We start from the raw sequence: 21,884 nt of genomic DNA on the forward strand, positions 1-21,884 counted from the left end.
CCCCGCCGCTGCGGAATCGAATCAAGAGGAAGCCACGATGGCAAAGGCAAAGTTTGAACGGACGAAACCGCACGTCAACATCGGCACGATCGGTCACGTTGACCACGGCAAGACGACGCTGACGGCGGCGATCACGAAGTATTTCGGCGACTTCCGCGCGTATGACCAGATCGATGGCGCGCCGGAAGAGAAAGCCCGCGGGATCACGATCTCGACGGCGCACGTCGAGTACGAGTCGGAGACGCGTCACTACGCACACGTCGACTGCCCCGGCCACGCCGACTACGTGAAGAACATGATCACCGGTGCTGCCCAGATGGACGGCGCGATCCTGGTGGTGAACGCGGCCGACGGCCCGATGCCGCAGACGCGCGAGCACATCCTGCTGGGCCGTCAGGTCGGCATCCCGTTCATGGTCGTCTACCTGAACAAGGTCGACCAAGTGGACGACGAAGAGCTGCTGGAGCTGGTGGAGATGGAAGTGCGCGAGCTTCTGTCCTCCTACGACTACCCGGGCGACGACATTCCGATCATCAAAGGCTCGGCTCTGGCCGCGATGGAAGGCCGTGATCCGGAAATCGGCGAGAACTCGATCCGCGCGCTGATCGCGGCCGTGGACGAATACATCCCGACGCCGGCACGCGCCGTCGACCAGCCCTTCCTGATGCCGGTCGAAGACGTGTTCTCGATCTCGGGTCGCGGCACGGTGGCTACGGGCCGTATCGAGCGCGGCGTCGTCAAGGTCGGCGAAGAGCTGGAGATCGTCGGTATCCGCGACACCAAGAAGACGGTGTGCACGGGCGTCGAGATGTTCCGCAAGCTGCTGGACCAAGGCGAAGCGGGCGACAACGTCGGCCTGCTGCTGCGCGGCGTGGACCGCGAGGGCATCGAGCGCGGCCAAGTGCTGTGCAAGCCGGCCTCGGTGAAGCCGCACACGAAGTTCGAAGCGGAAGCCTACATCCTGACGAAGGAAGAAGGCGGTCGTCACACGCCGTTCTTCGCGAACTACCGTCCGCAGTTCTACTTCCGCACGACGGACGTCACGGGCACCGTGCAGCTGCCGGAAGGCACCGAAATGGTGATGCCGGGCGACAACCTGAAGTTCAACGTCGAACTGATCGCCCCGATCGCCATGGAAGAGAAGCTGCGCTTCGCTATCCGTGAAGGCGGCCGCACCGTCGGCGCCGGCGTCGTGTCGAAAATCATCGCTTAATTCAACCGCACCGGAAGAGGGGGCGGGGCCTTTGGGCCCCGTCTTCCCGCCGGGCCCCAAAGGGCATGTAAAATGCAAGGTCAGACCATCCGCATCAGGCTGAAAGCCTTCGATTACCGGGTGCTGGATTCCAGCACGCAGGAAATCGTGTCGACAGCCAAACGGACCGGCGCACAAGTGCGCGGCCCGATCCCGCTGCCGAACAAAATCGAGAAATTCACGGTTCTCCGTGGTCCGCACATCGACAAGAAGTCGCGCGACCAGTGGGAAATCCGTACGCATAAGCGTCTTCTCGACATCGTTGATCCGACTCCGCAGACCGTGGACGCGCTCATGAAGCTCGACCTCGCCGCCGGCGTTGACGTCGAAATCAAGGTGTAAGGGGTAGTACTCATGCGCTCTGGAATCATTGCTAAGAAGCTGGGCATGACCCGGCTGTTCATGGAAGACGGTCGCCAAGTTCCGGTGACGGTCCTCCAACTCGACACGCTTCAGGTCGTCGCGCAGCGCACGGTCGAGAAGGATGGCTATTCGGCCGTTCAGCTCGGTGCCGGCACCGCGAAAGCCAAGCGGACCTCGGCAGCGCAGCGCGGCCACTTCGCCAAGGCGAATGTGGAACCGAAGCGCAAGATCGCGGAATTCCGCGTCTCGCCCGAAAACCTGATCAATGTCGGCGAAGAAATCGTCGCGGACCATTACTTCGCGGGTCAGTTCGTCGACGTGGCGGGCACCTCGATCGGTAAAGGTTTTGCCGGTGCGATGAAGCGTCACAACTTCGGCGGTCTTCGCGCCTCGCACGGTGTGTCGATCTCGCACCGTTCGCACGGCTCCACGGGCCAGTGCCAAGATCCGGGCAAGGTCTTCAAAGGCAAGAAAATGGCCGGTCACCTCGGTGCCGTCCGTGTCACCACGCAGAACCTGCAGGTCGTCAAGACCGACAGCGAGCGCGGCTTGATCATGATCAAAGGCGCGGTCCCCGGTTCGAAGGGTGGCTGGGTCACCGTCAAGGATGCCGTCAAGAAGCCGGTTCCCGACAACGTGATCCTGCCGGCCGCTCTGCGTTCGGCTGCCGAAGCTGCGCACCGCGCCGCTGAAGAAGCCGCTGCTGCCGCTGCCGCCGAGGAAGAAGCCGCTCGCGCCGCTGCCGCTGCTGAAGCTGCCGCCGCCGAAGAGGCTGCGCTGGCCGAAGCCGATGCTGCGACCACCGATGCCTCCGACGAAGGAGAAGCGAAATGAAACTCGACGTCATCAAGCTTGACGCCGGCAAGGCGGGGTCGATCGACCTCGCGGATGAGGTCTTCGGCCTCGAGCCGCGCGCCGACATCCTGCACCGCGTCGTCCGCTGGCAGCGCGCGAAGGCTCAGCAGGGCACCCACTCGGTGCTCGGCAAGTCCGACGTGTCCTACTCGACCAAGAAGATCTATCGCCAGAAAGGCACCGGCGGCGCACGTCACGGTTCCAAGAAGGCGCCGACCTTCCGTCACGGTGGTGTGTACAAGGGCCCGACGCCCCGCAGCCACGCCCACGAGCTGCCCAAGAAGTTCCGTGCCCTCGGCCTGAAGCATGCGCTTTCGGCCAAAGCGGCAACGGGCGATCTGATCGTGCTCGAGGACCTGAACCTTGCCGAAGCCAAGACGGCCTTCCTCGCGAAGGCGGTCAAGGAACTCGGCTGGAAGCGTGTCCTGATCATCGACGGCGCCGACGTGAACGAGAACTTCGCCACGGCCGCCCGCAACCTCGAAGGCGTGGACATCCTGCCGACGATGGGCGCGAACGTCTATGACATCCTGAAGCGTGACACCCTGGTGATCACGAAGGCCGGTGTCGAAGCCCTGGAGGCTCGCCTGAAATGAGCGTGAAACCCGAACTCTACGACGTGATCAAGAAGCCGATCATCACCGAGAAGGCGACCCTCGCCTCCGAGGCGAACGCGGTTGTCTTCGAAGTTCGCAAGGACGCGACCAAGCCGCTGATCAAAGAAGCCGTGGAAGCGGTGTTCGGCGTGAAGGTCAAGGCCGTGAACACGACGATCCTCAAAGGGAAGACCAAGCGGTTCCGCGGTCGTCCCGGCGAACGGAGCGACAAGAAGAAAGCCTACGTCACCCTCGAAGAGGGTAACACTATCGACGTCGCGACCGGCCTCTGATAGAAGGCGCAACGAATCAAGTGGCCCCGGATTCGTCCGGGGCCTCTGATTTTTACGACGGGGATCTTCGGAGCCCTTCACCGGACCCCGCCTTTCGGGGTCCCAGCTGTACGGAAGACAGGAAACATGGCACTTAAGTCGTATAAGCCGACGACGCCTGGCCAGCGTGGGCTGGTTCTGATCGACCGTTCGGAGCTGTGGAAAGGCCGCCCGGTCAAAGCCCTCACCGAGGGTTTGACCAAGACGGGTGGCCGGAACAACACCGGACGCGTCACGATGTGGCACAAGGGTGGCGGCGCGAAGCGTCTCTACCGCGTCGTCGATTTCAAACGTCGCAAGTTCGACGTTCCCGCCGTGGTTGAGCGGATCGAGTATGACCCCAACCGTACCGCCTTCATCGCGCTCGTGCGCTACAATGATGGCGAACTGTCCTACATCCTCGCGCCGCAGCGTCTCGCTGTCGGTGACACGGTTGTGGCCGGTGCGAAGACGGACGTGAAGCCCGGCAACGCGATGCCCTTCTCGGGCATGCCGATCGGTACGATCGTGCACAACGTCGAGATGAAGCCCGGCAAGGGCGGTCAGATCGCACGCGCCGCGGGCACCTACGCCCAGTTCGTCGGCCGTGACGGTGGCTACGCTCAGATCCGCCTGTCCTCGGGCGAGCTGCGCATGGTGCGTCAGGAGTGCATGGCCACGATCGGCGCCGTGTCGAACGCGGACCACTCGAACCAGAACTTCGGTAAGGCCGGCCGTATGCGCCACAAGGGCATCCGCCCGACGGTGCGCGGTGTCGCCATGAACCCGATCGATCACCCGCATGGTGGTGGTGAAGGTCGGACCTCGGGCGGCCGTCACCCGGTCACGCCGTGGGGCAAGGGCACCAAGGGCAACCGCACCCGCAAGAACAAGACGACGGACAAGTACATTGTTCGCTCGCGTCACTTGAAGAAAGGGCGTTAATCCATGTCGCGTTCCGTCTGGAAAGGCCCGTTCGTCGATGCCTATCTGCTGAAGAAAGCAGAAGCGTCGCGTGCCTCGGGCAAGAACGAAGTGATCAAGATCTGGTCGCGTCGCTCCACCATCCTGCCGCAGTTCGTCGGTCTGACGTTCGGTGTCTACAACGGCAAGAAACACGTCCCGGTCGCCGTGACCGAGGAGATGATCGGCCAGAAGTTCGGTGAATACTCGCCGACGCGGACCTATTACGGTCACGCGGCTGACAAGAAAGCCAAGAGGAAGTAAGCCATGAGCAAGGAAAAGAATCCGCGCCGCGTGGCCGAAAACGAGGCGATGGCGAAAGCCAAGATGCTGCGCACCTCGCCGCAGAAGCTGAACCTCGTGGCGGCTCTGATCCGTGGCAAGAAGGTCGACAAGGCAATCGCCGACCTCACCTTCTCCAAGAAGCGCATCAGCCAAGACGTGCTGAAATGCCTGCAGTCGGCCATCGCCAACGCCGAGAACAACCACGGCCTGGACGTGGATGAGCTGGTCGTGGCGGAAGCCTATTGCGGCAAGAACATCACGCTGAAGCGTGGTCGCCCGCGTGCGCGCGGTCGGTTCGGCAAGATCATGAAGCCTTTCAGCGAACTGACCATCAAGGTGCGTCAGAAAGGGGAGACTGCGTAATGGGTCAGAAGGTAAACCCCATTGGGATGCGCCTGCAGGTCAACCGTACCTGGGATAGCCGCTGGTATGCGGACTCCAAGGACTACGGCGATCTGCTTCTCGAAGACCTGAAGATCCGCGACTTCGTCCACAAGGAAGTGAAGCAAGCCGGCATCTCCAAGGTCATCATCGAGCGTCCGCACAAGAAGTGCCGCGTCACGATCCACGCTGCCCGTCCCGGTGTCATCATCGGCAAGAAGGGCGCGGACATCGAAGGCCTGCGCAAGAAGCTGACGCAGTTCACCGCGTCCGAGCTGCACCTCAACATCGTCGAGGTCCGCAAGCCGGAGCTGGACGCCCAGCTGGTGGCCGAATCGATCGCTCAGCAGATGGAGCGTCGGGTGTCCTTCCGTCGCGCCATGAAGCGCGGCGTGCAGAACGCCATGCGCATCGGCGCCCTTGGCATCCGTGTGAACGTGTCGGGCCGTCTTGGCGGTGCCGAGATCGCGCGTACGGAGTGGTATCGTGAAGGTCGCGTGCCGCTGCACACGCTGCGCGCCGACATCGACTATGCCACCGAGGAAGCGATGACGCCCTATGGCATCATCGGCGTGAAGGTGTGGATCTTCAAAGGCGAGATCCTTGAGCATGACCCGCAGGCGCATGACCGCCGTCAGGCCGAGTCGCAGGAGGGTGCCGCACCGCGTCCCCGCCGCGACCGCGAGCGCGCGTAAGGAGCACGAGAGATGCTGCAACCGAAACGGACTAAGTTCCGCAAACAGCACAAGGGCCGCATTCATGGGGAAGCCAAAGGCGGCTTCCTGCTGAACTTCGGCACCTTTGGCCTGAAGGCGACCGAGCCGGAGCGCGTCACGGCGCGCCAGATCGAAGCGGCCCGCCGCGCGATCACCCGCCACATGAAGCGTCAGGGTCGTGTCTGGATCCGGATCTTCCCGGATGTCCCGGTCACCTCCAAGCCCACCGAGGTTCGGATGGGTAAGGGTAAAGGCTCCGTTGACTTCTGGGCGGCGAAGGTGAAACCCGGCCGCATGATGTTTGAGATTGACGGCGTACCCGAATCTGTGGCAAGGGAAGCGCTCCGCCTTGGAGCGATGAAACTTCCGGTCACCAGCCGGGTCGTCGTTCGCGAGGACTGGTAAGAATTCGCCTGAACCCCCGGGGTCGCCCCGGGGGTTCGGGTTTTTGATGAAACCCACCAGGCACAGGGTTACCTGCACAGGGCCTTCTGGTGAGACGGAAAGGAATGGCGCATGTCCGCCACAGAATTCACGTCCAAGACGCCGGACCAGCTGCGCGAGCAGCTCGTTGCGTTGAAGAAAGAAGCGTTCAACCTGCGCTTCCAACAGGCCACCGGCCAGCTTGAGAACACCGCCCGCATGCGTGTCGTCCGTCGCGACGTCGCCCGCATCAAGACGGTTCTGAACCAGAAAGCCGCTGACGCGGCGGCGAACTGAGGAGCCCGATAGATGCCCAAACGTATCCTGCAAGGCACCGTCACGAGCGACAAGAACGCACAGACGATCACCGTGCTCGTCGAGCGTCGCTTCAAGCACCCGCTGCTGAAGAAGACCGTGCGTCTGTCGAAGAAATACCGCGCCCATGACGCGGAGAACCAATTCAAGGTGGGTGACAAAGTCCGCATCGAGGAATGCGCACCCATCTCGAAGACGAAACGCTGGACGGTCGTGACCGAAACGGTCTGACCTTCCCTCAACGAAACCCTGGGGGCGGTCCGCCGCTCTCCAAAGGTCGGGAGAACCTTTTATGATCCAGATGCAGACCAATCTGGATGTTGCTGACAACTCCGGCGCGCGCCGGGTTCAGTGCATCAAGGTCCTGGGTGGTTCGCACCGCCGGTATGCCTCCGTTGGCGACATCATCGTGGTGTCCGTCAAAGAAGCCATTCCGCGCGGCCGCGTGAAGAAGGGTGACGTCCGCAAGGCCGTCGTCGTTCGCACCGCCAAGGAAGTCCGCCGTGAAGACGGCACCGCCATCCGCTTCGACCGCAATGCCGCCGTCATCCTGAACAACCAGGGCGAACCGGTCGGCACCCGCATCTTCGGGCCGGTCGTTCGCGAGCTGCGCGCGAAGAACTTCATGAAGATCATCTCGCTGGCGCCGGAGGTGCTCTGATGGCTGCGAAGCTCAAGAAAGGCGATGAGGTCATCGTCCTCACCGGCAAGGACAAGGGCAAGAAAGGGACCATCGCGTCCGTCTCGCCCAAGGACAACAAAGCCGTGGTCGAGGGTGTGAACATCGCGATCCGTCACACGAAGCAGACCCAAGGCTCCCAGGGCGGCCGCATCCCGAAAGCGATGCCGATCGACCTGTCGAACCTGTCGCTGCTGGACAAGAACGGCAAAGCCACCCGCGTCGGCTTCCGCGAGGAAGACGGCAAGAAGGTGCGTTTCGCCAAGACCACCGGGGAGGCGATCTGATGCTTGACGCTGCCACCTATACCCCCCGCTTCAAGACGCTGTTCAAGGACACGATCCGCGGCGCGATGAAGTCGGAATTCGGCTACAAGAACGACATGCAGATCCCGCGTCTGGACAAGATCGTCCTGAACATGGGCGTCGGCGAAGCCGTCAAGGACACCAAGAAGGTGAAAGCTGCAGCCGAAGAGCTGTCGCTGATCGCCGGCCAGAAGGCTGTCATCACGCACGCCAAGAAGTCGATCGCCGGCTTCCGCGTTCGTGAAGAGATGCCGCTGGGCTGCAAGGTCACGCTGCGCGGCGACAAGATGTACGAGTTCCTGGACCGTCTGATCACGATCGCGCTGCCGCGCGTCCGCGACTTCCGCGGTGTGAAGGGCAATTCGTTCGACGGCCGTGGCAACTACGCCATGGGCCTGAAAGAGCAGATCGTGTTCCCCGAGATCAACTTCGACAAAGTCGACGAGATCCTGGGCATGGACATCATCATCTGCACGACGGCGAAGACGGATGCGGAAGCGAAAGCGCTGCTGAAGCACTTCAACATGCCCTTCATCGGCTGAGCGGAGAAAGACCAGATGGCCAAGAAATCCATGGTTGAACGTGAGGTCAAGCGCGAGAAGCTGGTGAAGCAACATGCTGCCAAGCGCGCCGCCCTCAAAGAGATCACCAAGAACGCAGACCTGCCGATGGAAGAGCGCTTCAAAGCGCAGCTGAAATTGGCGGAAATGCCCCGCAACTCGTCCGCCACCCGGCTGCACAACCGCTGCCAGCTGACGGGCCGTCCCCATGCTTACTACCGTAAGCTTAAACTCTCGCGGATCATGCTGCGCGAACTGGCCTCCTTCGGTCAGATCCCGGGCATGGTCAAGTCCAGCTGGTAAGGAGGAGCGTCGATGTTTGTGAACGATCCCCTCGGCGATATGCTGACCCGCATCCGCAACGCACAGCTGCGTGGCAAGTCGACCGTGTCGACCCCCGCCTCCAAGCTGCGCGCCTGGGTGCTGGATGTCCTTCTGAACGAAGGCTACATCCGCGGCTACGAGAAGAACGAGACCGAAAACGGGCAGGGCGAACTCGTCATCAGCCTGAAGTACTTCGAGGGCACCCCGGTGATCCGCGAAGTCAAGCGCGTCTCCAAGCCTGGCCGCCGTGTGTACATGGCATCCAAGGATCTGCCCTCCGTGCGCAACGGTCTGGGCGTGTCCATCATCTCCACGCCGAAAGGCGTCATGTCCGATGCAGCCGCACGGTCCGCCAATGTTGGCGGCGAAGTGCTCTGCACCGTGTTCTAAGGAGGGTTTGATGTCTCGTATTGGCAAGAAACCCGTCGAACTGCCCAAGGGCGTGACGGCGTCGGTGTCCGGTCAAACGGTCGAAGTGAAGGGCCCGAAAGGGACCCGCAGCTTCACCGCTACGGATGACGTAACGCTCAGCACCGCAGACGACACCGTGACGGTCACGCCGCGCGGCACGTCCAAGCGGGCGCGCCAGCAGTGGGGCATGGTCCGCAGCCAGGTTGCAAACCTGGTGGCGGGCGTGACCACGGGCTTCAAGAAAGAGCTGGAGATTCAAGGCGTGGGTTACCGCGCTGCGATGGCCGGCAACGTCCTGAAGCTCTCGCTGGGCTATTCGCACGAAGTGAACTTCGAGGTCCCGGCTGGCGTCACCGTCACCGCCCCGAAGCAAACCGAAATCGTTGTGGAAGGCATTGATCAACAGCAAGTTGGTCAGGTCGCCGCGAACATCCGTGACTGGAAGCGTCCCGAGCCCTACAAAGGCAAAGGTATCCGGTACAAGGACGAGTTCGTGTTCCGCAAGGAAGGCAAGAAGAAGTAAGGGGGCGCTAGAAAATGGCTTTGAAAAAACGCGAGCTGTTCCTGAAGCGCCGCCTGCGCGTCCGGAACAAACTGAAAGCGATGGCAAATGGGCGTCCGCGCCTGTCCGTCCATCGTTCGTCCAAGAACATCAGCGTCCAGCTGATCGACGATGTGAATGGCGTCACGCTGGCATCCGCCTCCACGATGGAGAAGGATCTCGGTCTGATCGGCAAGAACAACGTCGAAGCTTCGACGGCCATCGGCAAGGCAATTGCCGAGCGGGCCAAGAAGGCTGGCATCGAAGAGTGCTACTTCGATCGTGGTGGCTTCCTCTTTCACGGCAAGATCAAGGCTTTGGCCGAGGCTGCGCGTGAAGGCGGCCTGAAGTTCTAAGGAGACGATTATGGCAGAACGTGAGAACCGTCGGGACCGTCGCGAACGCGAGGAAACCCCGGAATTCGCCGATCGTCTCGTGGCGATCAACCGTGTGTCGAAAACCGTGAAGGGTGGTAAACGCTTCGGCTTTGCTGCGCTCGTGGTGGTCGGCGACCAGCGCGGCCGCGTCGGCTTCGGCAAGGGCAAAGCGAAAGAAGTGCCCGAGGCGATCCGCAAGGCGACCGAGCAGGCCAAACGGCAAATGATTCGCGTGCCGCTCCGTGACGGGCGCACGCTGCACCACGACACCAACGGTCGCCACGGCGCCGGTAAGGTCGTGATGCGTGCCGCCGATGCGGGTACCGGCATCATCGCCGGTGGTCCGATGCGCGCCGTGTTTGAAATGCTCGGCGTTCAGGACGTGGTGGCGAAGTCGCTGGGTTCGCAGAACCCCTACAACATGATCCGTGCGACTCTGGACGGTCTGAAGCAGGAATCCTCGCCCCGTATGGTGGCGAACCGTCGCGGCAAGAAAGTCGCCGACATCCTGAAGAAGCCCGACGCCGAAGTCGTGGAAGCGTAAGGAGAAGCGACAATGGCAACCATCGTCGTGAAGCAGGTGGCCTCGGCCGCCCGCCGCCCCGCCATCCAGACGGCCACGTTGAAGGGCCTGGGGCTGAACAAGATGAACCGCACGCGCGAACTGGAGGATACCCCCTCCGTGCGCGGGATGGTCAACAAGATCCCGCACCTCGTGAAGATCATCGAGGAACGGAACTAAGAGATGCGCCCCCGGAGACGGGGGCGTTTTTCATTGGGGGCATGGACAATTCGTCCGTGCCGTCCCGCTTGAAGCGTCCGGCCCGAACGGCTATACGCGACCGGTGGCCCCTGTTCGGGGCCCGGAATCATTCATACGCCGCGTTTGCCCTGTCCGTCGCTGGCGGGGCAGTTCCGGCACAGGAGATAGCGACATGAAACTGCACGAACTCCGCGACAACGAAGGCGCGGCCCGCAAGAAGAAACGCGTTGCGCGTGGTCCCGGCTCCGGCAAGGGGAAGATGGGCGGCCGTGGTATCAAGGGTCAGAAGTCCCGCTCGGGCGTGGCGCTGAACGGGTACGAGGGTGGCCAGATGCCGCTCTACCGTCGTCTGCCCAAGCGCGGCTTCACCAAGCCGAACCGCAAGGAATACGCCGTCGTCAACCTCGGCCTGATCCAGAAGTTCGTCGATGCCGGCAAGCTGGACGCGTCGAACGCGATCGACGAAGCGGCGCTGGTGGCTGCGGGTCTGACCTCGCACCTGCGCGACGGCATCCGCGTTCTCGCCAAGGGTGAGATCACGGCGAAGCTGAACCTGACGGTGTCGGGCGCGTCCAAATCGGCGGTCGAAGCGGTGGAGAAGGCCGGCGGTACGCTGACCCTCACCTCGCCGGTCGCGGCCGCAGCCGAGTAAGGTCCGGCCCGGCAGGGCTTCCGACCGAACCGCGTTTCCCGCGCCGCCGACCCGACCCGGATCGGCGGCGCTATCTTGAGAGAGAACGGGCATGGCATCTGCTGCAGAGCAAATGGCGTCGAACCTCAGCTGGGGGGCCTTGGGTAAGGCGTCCGAGCTGCGTCGGCGCATCTTCTTCACCATCGGCCTTCTGATCGTCTATCGGATCGGGACCTATATCCCGGTTCCGGGGATCGACGGTCTGGCCCTGCGGCAGTTCATGGACGGCGCTGCGGCCGGTCTCGGCGGCATCCTGTCGATGTTCACCGGCGGCGCGCTGTCCCGCATGGGGATCTTCGCCCTCGGGATCATGCCCTATATCTCGGCCTCGATCATCGTTCAGCTTCTGGCGTCGATGGTGCCGCAGCTGGAGCAGATCAAGAAAGAAGGCGAGCAGGGCCGCAAGAAGATCAACCAGTACACGCGGTACTTCACCGTGGTTCTGGCGACCTTCCAAGCCTATGGCATCGCACGCAGCCTCGAAGCGGGCGATCTCGTCACCAATCCGGGCCTGTTCTTCCAAGCCTCCTGCGTCATCACGCTGGTCGGGGGCACCATGTTCCTGATGTGGCTGGGTGAGCAGATCACCTCGCGCGGGATCGGCAACGGCATCTCGCTCATCATCTTCGTCGGCATTCTGGCCGAATTGCCGCTGCATATCGGCCAGTTCCTGAGCCAAGGGCGGTCGGGTGCGGTGTCCCCGGCGGTGATCATCGGTGTCGCGGTGATGATCGTGGCGGTAATCGGCTTCGTGGTCTTCATGGAGCGGGCGCTGCGCAAGATCCACATCCAGTATCCGCGCCGTCAGGTTGGGATGAAGGTCTATGACGGCGGCTCCAGCCACCTCCCGGTGAAAGTGAACCCGTCGGGCGTCATTCCCGCGATCTTCGCCTCGTCGCTGCTGCTGCTGCCGACCACGGTCGCGACCTTCTCGGGATCGCAGACGGGTCCGGTGATGTCGACGATCCTCGCCTATTTCGGGCCGGGGCAGCCGCTCTATCTGCTGTTCTTCGTCGCGATGATCGTGTTCTTCGCCTATTTCTACACGCTCAACGTGGCCTTCAAGCCCGATGACGTGGCGGACAACCTGAAGAACCAGAATGGCTTCATCCCCGGTATCCGCCCCGGCAAACGTACCGAGGAATACCTGACCTATGTGGTGAACCGCGTTCTCGTGCTCGGTTCGGCCTATCTCGCCTTCGTCTGCCTTCTGCCCGAGATCATCCGCCATCAGCTGACGATCCCGTTCTATTTCGGCGGCACGTCGGTGCTGATCATCGTGTCGGTGACGATGGACACGATCCAGCAGGTCCAGTCCCACCTTCTCGCACACCAGTATGAGGGGCTGATCGAACGGTCGCAGCTTCGGGGCCGCAAGCGGACCGGCAAGCGTGCGCCCACACGTCGCTAAGGATATCCAATGACAAACGTGATTCTGCTTGGCCCTCCCGGGGCGGGGAAGGGAACCCAGGCCAAGCGCCTTGTGCAGGAACGGGGCATGGTTCAGCTGTCGACCGGCGATATGCTGCGCGAGGCGCGCAGCAGCGGGTCGGAGATGGGGCTGAAGGTCGCTGCGGTGATGGATGCCGGCGGGCTCGTCACCGATGAGATCGTGATCGGTCTGATCCGCGAGAAGCTGCAGCAGGGCGAGGGCGGCGGATATATCTTCGACGGTTTTCCCCGGACGCTGGCGCAGGCCGATGCCTTGGGCGAGCTTCTGTCCCAGATGGGCGAAACGCTGGACGCCGTGATCGCGATGGAAGTCGATGACGCGGTTCTGGTCCGCCGGATCACCGGCCGCTACACCTGCGGCAATTGCGGCGCCGTCTATCACGACGAAACGCATCCCACGAAGGTGCCGGGGGTCTGCGATGTCTGCGGGTCCACGAACCTCGTGCGGCGGGCGGATGACAACGAGGATTCGCTGCGTCACCGCCTGATGGAATACTACAAGAAGACCTCGCCGCTCGTGGGCTATTACCACGCCAAGGGCGATCTGCGGCGCGTCGATGCGCTGGCCAGCGTCGAGGATGTGGCGGCCGCGATCGCGGGCGCGCTGGACCGGGGTTGACGCCCGGCCGAAAATCCCATAGTCCACGGCGTCCCGCGGGAATCGCCGTGGATCGTTTCACCCATTCGGGGTGAGGATCGTCCCGCCTGCGGGGCGGAGTTGTGAAAAAAGGATCCGGCGCTACGGATCCGCAACCTGGAAAGGACTACGCGTGGCACGTATTGCTGGCGTCAACATTCCGACGGGGAAACGCGTCCCCATCGCCCTGACCTATATCCACGGCATCGGTGACCAAGTCGCCGAAGAGATCTGCGCGGCGACGAACATCGACCGCACCCGTCGTGTGAACGAACTCTCGGACGCCGAAGTGCTGGCGATCCGCGAATACATCGACGCCAACCTCACGGTGGAAGGCGATCTGCGTCGCCAAGTGTCGATGAACGTGAAGCGTCTGATGGACCTCGGCTGCTATCGCGGCCTGCGTCACCGTCGGAACCTGCCGGTTCGCGGCCAGCGCACGCACACCAACGCTCGCACCCGCAAAGGCCCCGCGAAGGCCATTGCCGGCAAGAAGAAATAAGGGGGCGTGACAGATGGCTCGTGATAAGGTCCGCATGAAGCGCAAGGAGCGCAAGAACATCGCCGCAGGCGTTGCTCACGTGAACTCCTCGTTCAACAACACCAAGATCCTGATTTCCGACGTGCAGGGCAACGCGATCTCGTGGTCGTCCGCCGGTACGATGGGCTTCAAAGGGTCGCGTAAATCCACGCCCTACGCCGCGCAGATGGCTGCCGAAGACGCAGCCCGCAAGGCGCAGGAGCATGGTCTGAAGACGATCGAAGTCGAAGTGCAGGGTCCGGGTTCGGGACGCGAATCGGCGCTGCGCGCGCTGGCCGCGGTCGGCCTGAACATCACCTCGATCCGCGACGTGACTCCGATGGCGCATAACGGCTGCCGTCCGCCGAAGCGTCGCCGCGTCTAATCGCGCACATTACAGGATCGGGCCGTGCGGATCGCGCGGCCCGGTTTCGTCATTTCTGATCCTCGGGCGTTCCTCGCTTACGGACATGGGCAAGGAACTGGTATGGAGGCGACACGCATGATCCACAAGAACTGGCAGGAACTGATCAAGCCGACGCAGCTGGGCGTGAAGCCGGGCGCGGATGCAGGCCGGATCGCCACCGTCGTGGCCGAGCCGCTGGAGCGTGGCTTCGGCCTGACGCTCGGCAACGCCCTGCGCCGCGTGCTGCTGTCCTCGCTGCAGGGCGCCGCCATCACGTCGGTCCAGATCGACAACGTCCTGCACGAGTTCTCCTCGGTCGCGGGCGTGCGTGAGGACGTCACGGACATCGTTCTGAACCTCAAGGGCATCGCCATCAAGATGGAGGTCGAAGGACCGAAACGTCTGGCGATCAATGCCAAGGGTCCGGGCGTCGTGACCGCCGGCGACATCGCGGAAACCAACGGCATCGAGATCCTGAACAAGGATCACGTCATCTGCCACCTCGACGATGGCGCCGACGTGTCGATGGAACTGACCGTCAACACCGGCAAGGGCTATGTCTCGGCGGACAAGAACCGTCCCGAGGATGCGCCCATCGGTCTCATCCCGATCGATGCCATCTACTCGCCGGTCAAGAAAGTCAGCTATGAAGTGCAGCCGACCCGTGAGGGGCAGGTTCTGGACTACGACAAGCTGACCATGAAGATCGAAACGGACGGTTCGCTCACGCCGGACGACGCCGTGGCCTATGCCGCGCGTATCCTGCAAGACCAGCTGTCGATCTTCGTCAACTTCGACGAACCGGAAGCGGCGACGCGTTCGGACGCCGATGAGGGGCTGGAGTTCAACCCGCTCCTGCTGAAGAAAGTCGACGAGCTGGAGCTGTCGGTCCGTTCGGCGAACTGCCTGAAGAACGACAACATCGTCTATATCGGCGATCTGATCCAGAAGACCGAAGCCGAGATGCTCCGCACCCCGAACTTCGGCCGCAAGTCGCTGAACGAGATCAAGGAAGTGCTCTCGGGCATGGGTCTGCACCTCGGCATGGATGTCGAGGACTGGCCGCCGGAGAACATCGAAGATCTGGCGAAGCGTTTCGAAGACCAGTTCTGAGACAAGGGGGCTTCGGCCCCCGAAATGCCCCGATATGCGGGGGACAACATGGGCAATTCCGCCCCAAGGTGAGCAGGCCCCGCAGCCTGCCGGACAAAGCAAAAGAAGGAGATGACCCATGCGTCACGCACGTGGCTACCGCCGCCTCAACCGGACCCATGAACACCGCAAGGCGCTGTTCGCCAACATGTCGGGTGCCCTGATCGAGCACGAGCAGATCAAGACCACCCTGCCGAAGGCGAAAGAACTGCGCCCGATCGTCGAAAAGCTGATCACGCTGGCCAAACGCGGCGACCTGCACGCCCGTCGTCAGGCCCGTGCGGCGCTGAAGGAAGACAAGCACCTCGTGCGCCTGTTCGACATCCTCGGCCCGCGCTACAAGGATCGTCAGGGCGGCTATATCCGCATCCTGAAGGCTGGTTTCCGTTACGGCGACATGGCTCCGATGGCGATCATCGAGTTCGTGGACCGCGACACCTCGGCCAAAGGCGCCGCGGACCGCGCCCGTCTGGAAGCGATCGAGGCTGAATAAGCCCGGGTTTCAAGACCGACAGAAAGCCCGCCGTTTCGGCGGGCTTTTTTATGGGCGATAGGGCCCGCGCACTTCCCCGCACCGCCGGGGCGGCATATCTTGGCCCCATGCCGGATCTTTTCGACGACCTTCCCGACACGCCCGCCCAATCCGGCCATCGCCCGTTGGCCGATCTTCTGCGCCCGCGGCGCCTGACGGATGTGGTGGGGCAGGGGCGGATCCTGTCGGAGGATGGCCCGCTGGGCGCGATGCTGGCGGCGGGCAGTCTGTCGTCCCTCATCCTCTGGGGGCCGCCGGGCGTCGGCAAGACGACCATCGCCCGCCTTCTGGCCGCCGAAACGGACCTTGCCTTCGTGCAGATCAGCGCGATTTTCACCGGCGTTCCCGACCTGCGCAAGGTGTTCGAAGGGGCGCGGATGCGCCGCGCCAACGGGCAGGGCACGCTTTTGTTCGTCGATGAGATCCACCGCTTCAACAAGGCCCAGCAGGACAGCTTCCTGCCGCATATGGAGGACGGCACGATCCTTCTGGTCGGTGCCACGACCGAGAACCCATCCTTCGAGTTGAACGCCGCGCTTTTGTCGCGGGCGCAGGTCATCGTGCTGGAACGCCTGACGCTGGCCGATCTGGAGCGTCTGGCCCAGCGGGCGGAGCAGGAACTGGGCCGTGCCTTGCCGCTCGACGGCCCGGCCCGCGAGTCGCTGCTGGAGATGGCCGATGGCGATGGCCGGGCCCTTTTGAACCTGATCGAGCAGGTGGGCGCGTGGACCCTCGACTGTGTTCTGGACCGGCCCGCCCTGTCGGCGCGTCTGATGCGGCGGGCGGCCAAATACGACAAGAACGGCGAAGAGCATTACAACCTCATCTCCGCGCTGCACAAATCGGTTCGCGGATCGGACCCCGATGCCGCGCTCTATTGGTTCGCGCGGATGCTGGAGGGGGGCGAGGACCCGCGCTATCTTGCGCGCCGCATCACCCGCATGGCGGTAGAGGATATCGCGCTGGCCGATCCCGAGGCGCAGCGCGTCTGCCTCGATGCGTGGAACACCTTCGAACGGCTCGGCAGCCCGGAGGGGGAGCTGGCGCTGGCGGGGGCGCTGGTGCATCTCGCGCTCGCCCCGAAATCGAACGCGGTCTATGCCGCCTACAAGGCCGCCCGCGCCTCGGCCCGCCAGACGGGAAGCGAGCCGCCGCCTTTGCATATCCGCAACGCCCCCACCCGCATGATGCGCGAGATGGGCTATGGCGCCGATTACGCCTATGATCACGATCAGGAGGACGCCTTCTCCGGTCAAAACTATTTCCCCGACGGGATGAAGCGTCCGGTCTTCTACACCCCGCCCGAACGCGGGTTCGAGCGGGAGTTGAAGAAGCGCAGCGAGTATTTCGCCCGCCTGCGGATCAAACGGCAGGGCGACGGTTGACAAAAGCACAAGGGGGGCGGAGACAGCGCCGATGCTCCAGACACTTCCATATGTCGCGGCGGGCGGGGCCATCGGTGCCTCGCTGCGCTATCTCGTGAATGTTGCGGCCACGCGCATGGCCCCCGGTTTCCCTTGGGGCACGCTGACGGTGAACCTTCTCGGTTCGGCCCTGATGGGGGCGCTGGCGGTGCTTCTTGCGCTGAAGGGGGGGCAGCGGTTCTCGCCTTTCCTGCTGACGGGGGTGCTGGGCGGGTTCACGACCTTCTCCGCCTTCTCACTGGACGCGCTGACCCTGTGGGAACGGGGCGCGGCGCTTCAGGCGGCGGCCTATGTCGCCGCATCCGTGATCCTGTCGCTGCTGGCGGTGCTCGCCGGTGCGGCCCTTGCCCGAGGAGTGCTCGCATGAGCGTGAAGATGCTGACCGTGTCGGTCGATGAAGGTGAGCAGCGGCTGGACAAGTGGTTCAAGCGGCGCTTCCCCCATGTCACCCAAGGCGCGGTGGAAAAGATGTGCCGCACCGGCCAGATCCGGGTCGATGGGGGCCGGGTGAAGGCCTCCGACCGCATAGAGCCGGGGATGGTGATCCGCGTGCCGCCGCTGCCCGATCCGAACGACGATCGGCGCGAATTGCCGAGCCGCATCACCAAGGCCGATGCGCAGATGATTCAGGACGCGGTCATCTTCCGCGACGAACATATCATCGTGCTGAACAAGCCTGCGGGCCTTCCGAGCCAAGGCGGCTCGGGGCAGGGCAACCGCCATGTCGACGGCCTCGCCGAGGCGCTGAAGTTCGGCTACAAGGACAAGCCGAAGCTGGTGCACCGGCTGGACAAGGATACTTCGGGCGTCCTGATGCTGGCGCGCACCGACCGCGTGGCCCGTGCGCTGTCCGAGGCGCTGCGCCACCGCAACGCGCGCAAGATCTACTGGGCGCTGGTCGCGGGCGTTCCGCAGCCCAAGAAAGGCTCCATCAAATACGGGCTGATGAAGGCCGGGGGCCGGGATGAGAAGATGGTCTGCGTGCATCCGGCCAAGATGTCCGAGCATCCCGACGCCAAGCGCGCCCATACCGACTATTTCGTGCTTTGGTTCCTTGGCACGCGCATGTCGTGGATGGCGCTGGAGCCGGTGACGGGCCGCACCCACCAGTTGCGCGCCCATATGGCCGAGATGGGCCACCCGATCCTTGGCGACGGCAAATACGGTGGCAGCGGGCAGGAGAACATGGGCGACGGCTGGGGCGGCGGCATCGGCGGCGAGATGAGCCGAAAGCTGAACCTGCACGCCCGCCAGCTGACGATCGAGCATCCGATCCTGAAGACCGAGATGACCTTCGTCGCGGAGCTTCCGGACCATATGGACCGCGCCTTCCGCTTGCTGGACATGAAACCGGGCGACGTTCCGGCCGATCCGTTCGAGGGCTGAGATGAGCTGGGCGCCGAAGCGGTTCTGGACCAAGGCCTCCGCCGTGGCCGAAGAGGGGGGCCATGCCGTCCATCTGGACGGACGCCCCGTGCGCACCCCGGCCAAGGCGCCGCTGCGCCTGCCGACGCGGGCGCTGGCCGAACGCATCGCCGCCGAATGGGACGCGCAGGAGGGCGAAGTGCGCCCCCACACCATGCCCGCGACCCGCATGGCCAATTCCGCGATCGACAAGGTGGGGCCGCAGCGCGCCCTCGTGATCGAGGAACTGGCCCGCTATGGCGGCAGCGATCTTCTGTGCTACCGCGCGGAGGAGCCGGACGAGCTGGTGGCCCGGCAGCGCGCATGGGATCCACTTCTGGATTGGGCGGCGGCGGATCTCGGCAGCCCCCTTGCGGTGACGGCGGGCGTGATCCCCGTAGCGCAGCCCGAACCCTCCCTCGTACGGCTGCGCGATCATGTCGCGGCCCGTTCCGATTTCGAGATTGCGGCCCTTCACGATCTCGTCGCAATCTCGGGGTCATTGGTGCTGGCGCTTGCGGTCGCGGCGCGCCGGCTGGATGGCACGACGGCCTTCGATCTGTCGCGCCTCGATGAGACATTCCAAGCTGAAAAATGGGGCATCGACCCCGAATCCGCCGCCATGGAAGCCCAGAAAAAAACCGGGTTTCTGGAAGCTGAGGCATTTTTCCTATTGTGTCGGTAACAATCATGCCCAACAATTGGGCGTGCTGACCCGGTGAAAGCATCTGCCTGCGAAGAAGGCAGCACTTCCATCGGGGCGGGTTGACGGGTGCGAAGATCCCATCGGAAAGTGGGGCAGCGCGTCGAACCGGACGCAGAGGGAAAAAGGGGACGCCGGTGCAGTGGCCCCATCAGCAAGAGGTATCCATGACGAAGATTGCAATTCTGGGAACGCTGACGGCCATGGGGCTTGCGGCGGGCGCGGCTTCGGCTGCAACGCTGGACGATGTGAAGGCGCGGGGCGAACTCATCTGCGGTGTGAACCCGGGTCTGACCGGCTTTGCCGCGCCGGATGCCAGCGGGAACTGGTCGGGCTTCGATATCTCGCTGTGCCGGGCCATTGCGGGCGCGGTCTTCGGCGATGGCAACAAGGTGCGCTTCGTGCCCACCACCTCCGAGACGCGCTTCACCGCGCTCGCGTCGGGCGAAGTGGACGTGCTGGTGCGCAACAGCACGTGGACCTTCTCGCGGGATGCCGATCTCGGCCTCGATTTCGCGGGCGTGAACTACTATGACGGCCAAGGCTTCATGGTTCATCAGGATCTGGGCGTCACCTCGGCCAAGGAACTCGACGGTGCGACGATCTGCATCCAGACCGGCACCACGACCGAGCTGAACCTTGCCGATTACTTCGCCGTCAACGGCATGAGCTATACCCCCGTCGCCGTGCAGTCGAACGCCGAGGGCGAGCAGCAGTACCTTGCCGGTGCCTGCGATGCCTATACCACGGATGCTTCGGGCCTTGCCGCGACGCGCGCCGCCTTCGCGACGCCCGCCGATCACATCATCCTGCCGGAGATCATCTCCAAAGAGCCGCTCGGGCCGGCCACGCGCCAAGGCGACAGCCAGTGGAACGACATCGTCCGTTGGACGCTGAACGCTCTGGTCGCCGCCGAGGAATACGGCGTCACCTCTGCCAATATCGAAGAGCTGTCCGCCAGCTCGCAGAACCCGGAAGTGCGCCGTCTGCTGGGCACCGAGGGCACCCTTGGCGAGATGCTGGGCCTTGATGCCGATTGGGCGGCCAACGCGATCTCCGTCGGTGGCAACTACGGCGAGATCTTCGCTGCCACCATCGGTGAGCAGACGCCGATCGGCCTTGCCCGCGGGCTGAACGCCCAATGGACGCAAGGCGGGCTGCTCTACGCGCCGCCCTTCCGCTGATCCTTCCGGCGGGGGCGCCATGCGTGCCCCCGCCCCATCCGACACAGAACGCGATCGCCGCGGCGTAACATCGCCGAAACCATGCGGCTGATCCGATACAGGGGGTGTTCATGGCCGATGCCGTGGAGAAGCCGAAGGAATCCTTCCGGCTGAGCATGCTGATCTATGACACGCGATACCGGTCGATGACGATCCAGCTGGTCGTCTTCGCCCTGTTCGTGGCGATCGCCGCATGGCTGGTCGACAACACGGTGCGCAACCTTGCCGCACTGGGGAAGGATTTCGACTTCGGCTTCCTGTCCGTCCGCGCGGGCTATGACATCGCGCAGCGGCTGGTGCCCTATACGCAGGACAGCACGCATCTGCGCGCCCTGATCGTGGGCCTGATGAACACGCTGCTGATCGCGGTGATGGGCTGCGCCTTGGCCACGGTGGTCGGCATCGCGGTCGGCGTGCTGCGCCTGTCGTCCAACTGGCTCGTGGCGCGGCTGATGACCGTCTATGTGGAGATGTTCCGCAACGTCCCGATCCTGCTGTGGATCCTGCTCTTCTACACCGTATTCACCGAAGCCTCGCCCGCGCCGTCGGTCTTCCGCGGCGACGAGGGGCGCGGCCTGCTCTTCGGTCTGTTCGCCGTCACCAACCGTTACACCGCCATTCCCGCCATCGGGGTGGATAACGGCTTCGGCTCGCTCGATCTCGGGCTGTTCCCGGTCAACCTGTCGCTTCTGGCGGTGGTGGTGGTGCTGGCGATCTCGCTCTTCGTCCGCAGCCGGCTGAACCGACATGCGGCAGCCATTCAGGCCGAGACCGGGCGTCGCCCCGTCACATGGTGGAAATCGCTGCTGATCGTGGTGCTTCCCCTCGTGATTCTGCTGTGGGTGATGGGCGTGCATCTGCTGGTGCCGACGATCTCCGGCTTCAACTTCACCGGCGGCGTCAATGTCCCGAACTCGTTCATGGCGCTGTGGCTGGCCCTGTCGCTCTATACCGGTGCCTTCATCGCCGAGATCGTGCGCGCGGGCATCCTCGCCGTGTCGCGCGGCCAGAGCGAGGCGGCCTTCGCCCTCGGTCTGCGCCCCGGCCGCACCATGAGCCTCGTGATCCTGCCGCAGGCGCTGCGCGTCATCATTCCGCCGCTGATCTCGCAATTCCTGAACCTGACCAAGAACTCCTCGCTCGCCATCGCGGTCGGCTATCTCGACCTGCGCGGCACGCTGGGCGGCATCACCCTGAACCAGACGGGGAGGGAACTGGAATGCGTCCTTCTGATGATGCTGATCTATCTTGCGATCAGCCTCGTCATCTCGGCGGTGATGAACGTCTACAACTCCCGTGTCCGCCTGAAGGAGCGTTGAG

34 protein-coding genes are annotated in these 21,884 nt (G+C 63.6%); all 34 read left to right on the plus strand.

Annotated features, from left to right (window positions below; genetic code table 11):
* The first annotated feature begins 37 nt into the window (after positions 1-37).
* The 34 genes from tuf to GR316_RS10155 all read left to right on the plus strand — a co-directional run bounded on the left by tuf (position 38) and on the right by GR316_RS10155 (position 21,883).
* On the plus strand, positions 38-1,213 hold the full coding sequence (gene tuf, locus GR316_RS09990; protein ID WP_211783765.1) for an elongation factor Tu: 1,176 nt from the start codon (positions 38-40) through the stop codon (positions 1,211-1,213).
* Positions 1,214-1,285: 72 nt separating this feature from the next.
* The gene (gene rpsJ / locus GR316_RS09995) at positions 1,286-1,594 is read left to right on the plus strand and encodes a 30S ribosomal protein S10 (protein WP_211783778.1); all 309 of its coding nucleotides are present in this window, start codon (positions 1,286-1,288) and stop codon (positions 1,592-1,594) included.
* A gap of 12 nt (positions 1,595-1,606) precedes the next feature.
* Positions 1,607-2,449 (plus strand): 50S ribosomal protein L3, encoded by an 843-nt coding sequence (gene rplC, locus GR316_RS10000; RefSeq protein WP_211783779.1) that lies wholly within the window; start codon positions 1,607-1,609, stop codon positions 2,447-2,449.
* Positions 2,446-3,066 (plus strand): 50S ribosomal protein L4, encoded by a 621-nt coding sequence (gene rplD, locus GR316_RS10005; RefSeq protein WP_211783780.1) that lies wholly within the window; start codon positions 2,446-2,448, stop codon positions 3,064-3,066. The genes rplC and rplD overlap by 4 nt, the downstream gene beginning before the upstream one ends.
* Positions 3,063-3,359 (plus strand): 50S ribosomal protein L23, encoded by a 297-nt coding sequence (locus tag GR316_RS10010; protein ID WP_211783781.1) that lies wholly within the window; start codon positions 3,063-3,065, stop codon positions 3,357-3,359. The genes rplD and GR316_RS10010 overlap by 4 nt, the downstream gene beginning before the upstream one ends.
* A 126-nt stretch (positions 3,360-3,485) precedes the next feature.
* Complete coding sequence (rplB, locus tag GR316_RS10015) at positions 3,486-4,322, plus strand: 50S ribosomal protein L2 (RefSeq protein ID WP_211783782.1); 837 nt, start codon at positions 3,486-3,488, stop codon at positions 4,320-4,322.
* Positions 4,323-4,325: 3 nt separating this feature from the next.
* On the plus strand, positions 4,326-4,604 hold the full coding sequence (gene rpsS, locus GR316_RS10020) for a 30S ribosomal protein S19 (protein ID WP_211783783.1): 279 nt from the start codon (positions 4,326-4,328) through the stop codon (positions 4,602-4,604).
* Positions 4,605-4,607: 3 nt separating this feature from the next.
* Positions 4,608-4,988, plus strand: coding sequence for a 50S ribosomal protein L22 (gene rplV, locus GR316_RS10025; RefSeq protein WP_211783784.1), 381 nt, complete (start codon positions 4,608-4,610; stop codon positions 4,986-4,988).
* A complete protein-coding gene (rpsC, locus tag GR316_RS10030) occupies positions 4,988-5,701 on the plus strand; it encodes a 30S ribosomal protein S3 (RefSeq protein ID WP_211783785.1) in 714 nt (237 codons plus the stop codon). Before rplV ends, rpsC begins: the two co-directional genes overlap by 1 nt.
* 12 nt (positions 5,702-5,713) lie before the next feature.
* Positions 5,714-6,127: a 50S ribosomal protein L16 gene (gene rplP, locus GR316_RS10035; RefSeq protein ID WP_211783786.1), complete on the plus strand. Its 414-nt coding sequence runs from the start codon at positions 5,714-5,716 to the stop codon at positions 6,125-6,127.
* A 111-nt stretch (positions 6,128-6,238) separates the two neighbouring features.
* The gene (rpmC, locus tag GR316_RS10040) at positions 6,239-6,442 is read left to right on the plus strand and encodes a 50S ribosomal protein L29 (protein WP_211783787.1); all 204 of its coding nucleotides are present in this window, start codon (positions 6,239-6,241) and stop codon (positions 6,440-6,442) included.
* Between the two features lie 12 nt (positions 6,443-6,454).
* Positions 6,455-6,691 (plus strand): 30S ribosomal protein S17, encoded by a 237-nt coding sequence (gene rpsQ, locus GR316_RS10045; RefSeq protein ID WP_211783788.1) that lies wholly within the window; start codon positions 6,455-6,457, stop codon positions 6,689-6,691.
* A 61-nt stretch (positions 6,692-6,752) separates the two neighbouring features.
* Positions 6,753-7,121 (plus strand): 50S ribosomal protein L14, encoded by a 369-nt coding sequence (gene rplN, locus GR316_RS10050; RefSeq protein WP_022705624.1) that lies wholly within the window; start codon positions 6,753-6,755, stop codon positions 7,119-7,121.
* Positions 7,121-7,426, plus strand: a complete 306-nt coding sequence (rplX, locus tag GR316_RS10055; RefSeq protein ID WP_211783789.1) for a 50S ribosomal protein L24 — start codon at positions 7,121-7,123, stop codon at positions 7,424-7,426. Before rplN ends, rplX begins: the two co-directional genes overlap by 1 nt.
* Positions 7,426-7,986 (plus strand): 50S ribosomal protein L5, encoded by a 561-nt coding sequence (gene rplE / locus GR316_RS10060; protein ID WP_211783790.1) that lies wholly within the window; start codon positions 7,426-7,428, stop codon positions 7,984-7,986. Before rplX ends, rplE begins: the two co-directional genes overlap by 1 nt.
* A gap of 15 nt (positions 7,987-8,001) precedes the next feature.
* The gene (rpsN, locus tag GR316_RS10065) at positions 8,002-8,307 is read left to right on the plus strand and encodes a 30S ribosomal protein S14 (RefSeq protein ID WP_211783791.1); all 306 of its coding nucleotides are present in this window, start codon (positions 8,002-8,004) and stop codon (positions 8,305-8,307) included.
* Positions 8,308-8,319: 12 nt separating this feature from the next.
* On the plus strand, positions 8,320-8,718 hold the full coding sequence (gene rpsH, locus GR316_RS10070) for a 30S ribosomal protein S8 (protein ID WP_211783792.1): 399 nt from the start codon (positions 8,320-8,322) through the stop codon (positions 8,716-8,718).
* A 10-nt stretch (positions 8,719-8,728) separates the two neighbouring features.
* A complete protein-coding gene (gene rplF, locus GR316_RS10075) occupies positions 8,729-9,262 on the plus strand; it encodes a 50S ribosomal protein L6 (RefSeq protein ID WP_211783793.1) in 534 nt (177 codons plus the stop codon).
* Between the two features lie 14 nt (positions 9,263-9,276).
* Positions 9,277-9,636, plus strand: coding sequence for a 50S ribosomal protein L18 (gene rplR / locus GR316_RS10080; protein ID WP_211783794.1), 360 nt, complete (start codon positions 9,277-9,279; stop codon positions 9,634-9,636).
* A gap of 10 nt (positions 9,637-9,646) precedes the next feature.
* Entirely contained in the window at positions 9,647-10,201 is a 555-nt protein-coding gene (rpsE, locus tag GR316_RS10085) for a 30S ribosomal protein S5 (RefSeq protein ID WP_211783795.1), read from the plus strand.
* Between the two features lie 12 nt (positions 10,202-10,213).
* Positions 10,214-10,399, plus strand: a complete 186-nt coding sequence (gene rpmD, locus GR316_RS10090) for a 50S ribosomal protein L30 (RefSeq protein ID WP_211783796.1) — start codon at positions 10,214-10,216, stop codon at positions 10,397-10,399.
* A gap of 193 nt (positions 10,400-10,592) precedes the next feature.
* Positions 10,593-11,072 carry a 50S ribosomal protein L15 gene (gene rplO, locus GR316_RS10095; protein ID WP_211783797.1) on the plus strand — a complete coding sequence of 160 codons (480 nt, stop codon included), beginning with the start codon at positions 10,593-10,595 and terminating at the stop codon, positions 11,070-11,072.
* Positions 11,073-11,163: 91 nt separating this feature from the next.
* Positions 11,164-12,522, plus strand: coding sequence for a preprotein translocase subunit SecY (secY, locus tag GR316_RS10100; protein WP_211783798.1), 1,359 nt, complete (start codon positions 11,164-11,166; stop codon positions 12,520-12,522).
* A gap of 9 nt (positions 12,523-12,531) precedes the next feature.
* Positions 12,532-13,182, plus strand: a complete 651-nt coding sequence (locus GR316_RS10105; RefSeq protein ID WP_211783799.1) for an adenylate kinase — start codon at positions 12,532-12,534, stop codon at positions 13,180-13,182.
* Positions 13,183-13,333: 151 nt separating this feature from the next.
* Entirely contained in the window at positions 13,334-13,702 is a 369-nt protein-coding gene (gene rpsM / locus GR316_RS10110) for a 30S ribosomal protein S13 (protein ID WP_211783800.1), read from the plus strand.
* A 13-nt stretch (positions 13,703-13,715) separates the two neighbouring features.
* Positions 13,716-14,105 carry a 30S ribosomal protein S11 gene (gene rpsK / locus GR316_RS10115; RefSeq protein ID WP_211783801.1) on the plus strand — a complete coding sequence of 130 codons (390 nt, stop codon included), beginning with the start codon at positions 13,716-13,718 and terminating at the stop codon, positions 14,103-14,105.
* A 117-nt stretch (positions 14,106-14,222) separates the two neighbouring features.
* Positions 14,223-15,239 carry a DNA-directed RNA polymerase subunit alpha gene (locus GR316_RS10120; RefSeq protein ID WP_211785187.1) on the plus strand — a complete coding sequence of 339 codons (1,017 nt, stop codon included), beginning with the start codon at positions 14,223-14,225 and terminating at the stop codon, positions 15,237-15,239.
* Positions 15,240-15,357: 118 nt separating this feature from the next.
* On the plus strand, positions 15,358-15,771 hold the full coding sequence (gene rplQ / locus GR316_RS10125; protein ID WP_211783802.1) for a 50S ribosomal protein L17: 414 nt from the start codon (positions 15,358-15,360) through the stop codon (positions 15,769-15,771).
* 107 nt (positions 15,772-15,878) lie between these two features.
* A complete protein-coding gene (locus tag GR316_RS10130) occupies positions 15,879-17,195 on the plus strand; it encodes a replication-associated recombination protein A (protein ID WP_211783803.1) in 1,317 nt (438 codons plus the stop codon).
* A gap of 31 nt (positions 17,196-17,226) precedes the next feature.
* The gene (gene crcB / locus GR316_RS10135) at positions 17,227-17,601 is read left to right on the plus strand and encodes a fluoride efflux transporter CrcB (protein ID WP_211783804.1); all 375 of its coding nucleotides are present in this window, start codon (positions 17,227-17,229) and stop codon (positions 17,599-17,601) included.
* The gene (locus tag GR316_RS10140; protein WP_211783805.1) at positions 17,598-18,620 is read left to right on the plus strand and encodes an RluA family pseudouridine synthase; all 1,023 of its coding nucleotides are present in this window, start codon (positions 17,598-17,600) and stop codon (positions 18,618-18,620) included. Before crcB ends, GR316_RS10140 begins: the two co-directional genes overlap by 4 nt.
* A 1-nt stretch (position 18,621) precedes the next feature.
* Complete coding sequence (locus tag GR316_RS10145) at positions 18,622-19,323, plus strand: ATP12 family chaperone protein (RefSeq protein ID WP_211783806.1); 702 nt, start codon at positions 18,622-18,624, stop codon at positions 19,321-19,323.
* Between the two features lie 185 nt (positions 19,324-19,508).
* Complete coding sequence (locus GR316_RS10150) at positions 19,509-20,525, plus strand: amino acid ABC transporter substrate-binding protein (protein WP_211783807.1); 1,017 nt, start codon at positions 19,509-19,511, stop codon at positions 20,523-20,525.
* Positions 20,526-20,635: 110 nt separating this feature from the next.
* On the plus strand, positions 20,636-21,883 hold the full coding sequence (locus GR316_RS10155; protein ID WP_211783808.1) for an amino acid ABC transporter permease: 1,248 nt from the start codon (positions 20,636-20,638) through the stop codon (positions 21,881-21,883).
* Position 21,884 lies beyond the last annotated feature (1 nt).

This window comes from Falsirhodobacter algicola (assembly GCF_018279165.1).
In the GTDB taxonomy this organism is placed as follows: Bacteria; Pseudomonadota; Alphaproteobacteria; order Rhodobacterales; family Rhodobacteraceae; genus Falsirhodobacter; species Falsirhodobacter algicola.

Coding starts and splice junctions, on each gene's coding strand:
- tuf (WP_211783765.1), top strand. CDS start 38: ATGGCAAAGGCAAAGTTTGAACGGACGAAACCGCACGTCAACATCGGC.
- rpsK (WP_211783801.1), top strand. CDS start 13,716: ATGGCTCGTGATAAGGTCCGCATGAAGCGCAAGGAGCGCAAGAACATC.
- GR316_RS10140 (WP_211783805.1), top strand. CDS start 17,598: ATGAGCGTGAAGATGCTGACCGTGTCGGTCGATGAAGGTGAGCAGCGG.
- secY (WP_211783798.1), top strand. CDS start 11,164: ATGGCATCTGCTGCAGAGCAAATGGCGTCGAACCTCAGCTGGGGGGCC.
- GR316_RS10145 (WP_211783806.1), top strand. CDS start 18,622: ATGAGCTGGGCGCCGAAGCGGTTCTGGACCAAGGCCTCCGCCGTGGCC.
- rpmC (WP_211783787.1), top strand. CDS start 6,239: ATGTCCGCCACAGAATTCACGTCCAAGACGCCGGACCAGCTGCGCGAG.
- rplQ (WP_211783802.1), top strand. CDS start 15,358: ATGCGTCACGCACGTGGCTACCGCCGCCTCAACCGGACCCATGAACAC.
- GR316_RS10150 (WP_211783807.1), top strand. CDS start 19,509: ATGACGAAGATTGCAATTCTGGGAACGCTGACGGCCATGGGGCTTGCG.
- rplE (WP_211783790.1), top strand. CDS start 7,426: ATGCTTGACGCTGCCACCTATACCCCCCGCTTCAAGACGCTGTTCAAG.
- rpsS (WP_211783783.1), top strand. CDS start 4,326: ATGTCGCGTTCCGTCTGGAAAGGCCCGTTCGTCGATGCCTATCTGCTG.
- rpsJ (WP_211783778.1), top strand. CDS start 1,286: ATGCAAGGTCAGACCATCCGCATCAGGCTGAAAGCCTTCGATTACCGG.
- rpsN (WP_211783791.1), top strand. CDS start 8,002: ATGGCCAAGAAATCCATGGTTGAACGTGAGGTCAAGCGCGAGAAGCTG.
- GR316_RS10120 (WP_211785187.1), top strand. CDS start 14,223: ATGATCCACAAGAACTGGCAGGAACTGATCAAGCCGACGCAGCTGGGC.
- rplV (WP_211783784.1), top strand. CDS start 4,608: ATGAGCAAGGAAAAGAATCCGCGCCGCGTGGCCGAAAACGAGGCGATG.
- GR316_RS10105 (WP_211783799.1), top strand. CDS start 12,532: ATGACAAACGTGATTCTGCTTGGCCCTCCCGGGGCGGGGAAGGGAACC.
- rpsQ (WP_211783788.1), top strand. CDS start 6,455: ATGCCCAAACGTATCCTGCAAGGCACCGTCACGAGCGACAAGAACGCA.
- GR316_RS10130 (WP_211783803.1), top strand. CDS start 15,879: ATGCCGGATCTTTTCGACGACCTTCCCGACACGCCCGCCCAATCCGGC.
- rplX (WP_211783789.1), top strand. CDS start 7,121: ATGGCTGCGAAGCTCAAGAAAGGCGATGAGGTCATCGTCCTCACCGGC.
- rplP (WP_211783786.1), top strand. CDS start 5,714: ATGCTGCAACCGAAACGGACTAAGTTCCGCAAACAGCACAAGGGCCGC.
- rplB (WP_211783782.1), top strand. CDS start 3,486: ATGGCACTTAAGTCGTATAAGCCGACGACGCCTGGCCAGCGTGGGCTG.
- GR316_RS10155 (WP_211783808.1), top strand. CDS start 20,636: ATGGCCGATGCCGTGGAGAAGCCGAAGGAATCCTTCCGGCTGAGCATG.
- rpsH (WP_211783792.1), top strand. CDS start 8,320: ATGTTTGTGAACGATCCCCTCGGCGATATGCTGACCCGCATCCGCAAC.
- rpsC (WP_211783785.1), top strand. CDS start 4,988: ATGGGTCAGAAGGTAAACCCCATTGGGATGCGCCTGCAGGTCAACCGT.
- rplO (WP_211783797.1), top strand. CDS start 10,593: ATGAAACTGCACGAACTCCGCGACAACGAAGGCGCGGCCCGCAAGAAG.
- GR316_RS10010 (WP_211783781.1), top strand. CDS start 3,063: ATGAGCGTGAAACCCGAACTCTACGACGTGATCAAGAAGCCGATCATC.
- rpsE (WP_211783795.1), top strand. CDS start 9,647: ATGGCAGAACGTGAGAACCGTCGGGACCGTCGCGAACGCGAGGAAACC.
- rplR (WP_211783794.1), top strand. CDS start 9,277: ATGGCTTTGAAAAAACGCGAGCTGTTCCTGAAGCGCCGCCTGCGCGTC.
- rpmD (WP_211783796.1), top strand. CDS start 10,214: ATGGCAACCATCGTCGTGAAGCAGGTGGCCTCGGCCGCCCGCCGCCCC.
- crcB (WP_211783804.1), top strand. CDS start 17,227: ATGCTCCAGACACTTCCATATGTCGCGGCGGGCGGGGCCATCGGTGCC.
- rplF (WP_211783793.1), top strand. CDS start 8,729: ATGTCTCGTATTGGCAAGAAACCCGTCGAACTGCCCAAGGGCGTGACG.
- rplN (WP_022705624.1), top strand. CDS start 6,753: ATGATCCAGATGCAGACCAATCTGGATGTTGCTGACAACTCCGGCGCG.
- rplD (WP_211783780.1), top strand. CDS start 2,446: ATGAAACTCGACGTCATCAAGCTTGACGCCGGCAAGGCGGGGTCGATC.
- rplC (WP_211783779.1), top strand. CDS start 1,607: ATGCGCTCTGGAATCATTGCTAAGAAGCTGGGCATGACCCGGCTGTTC.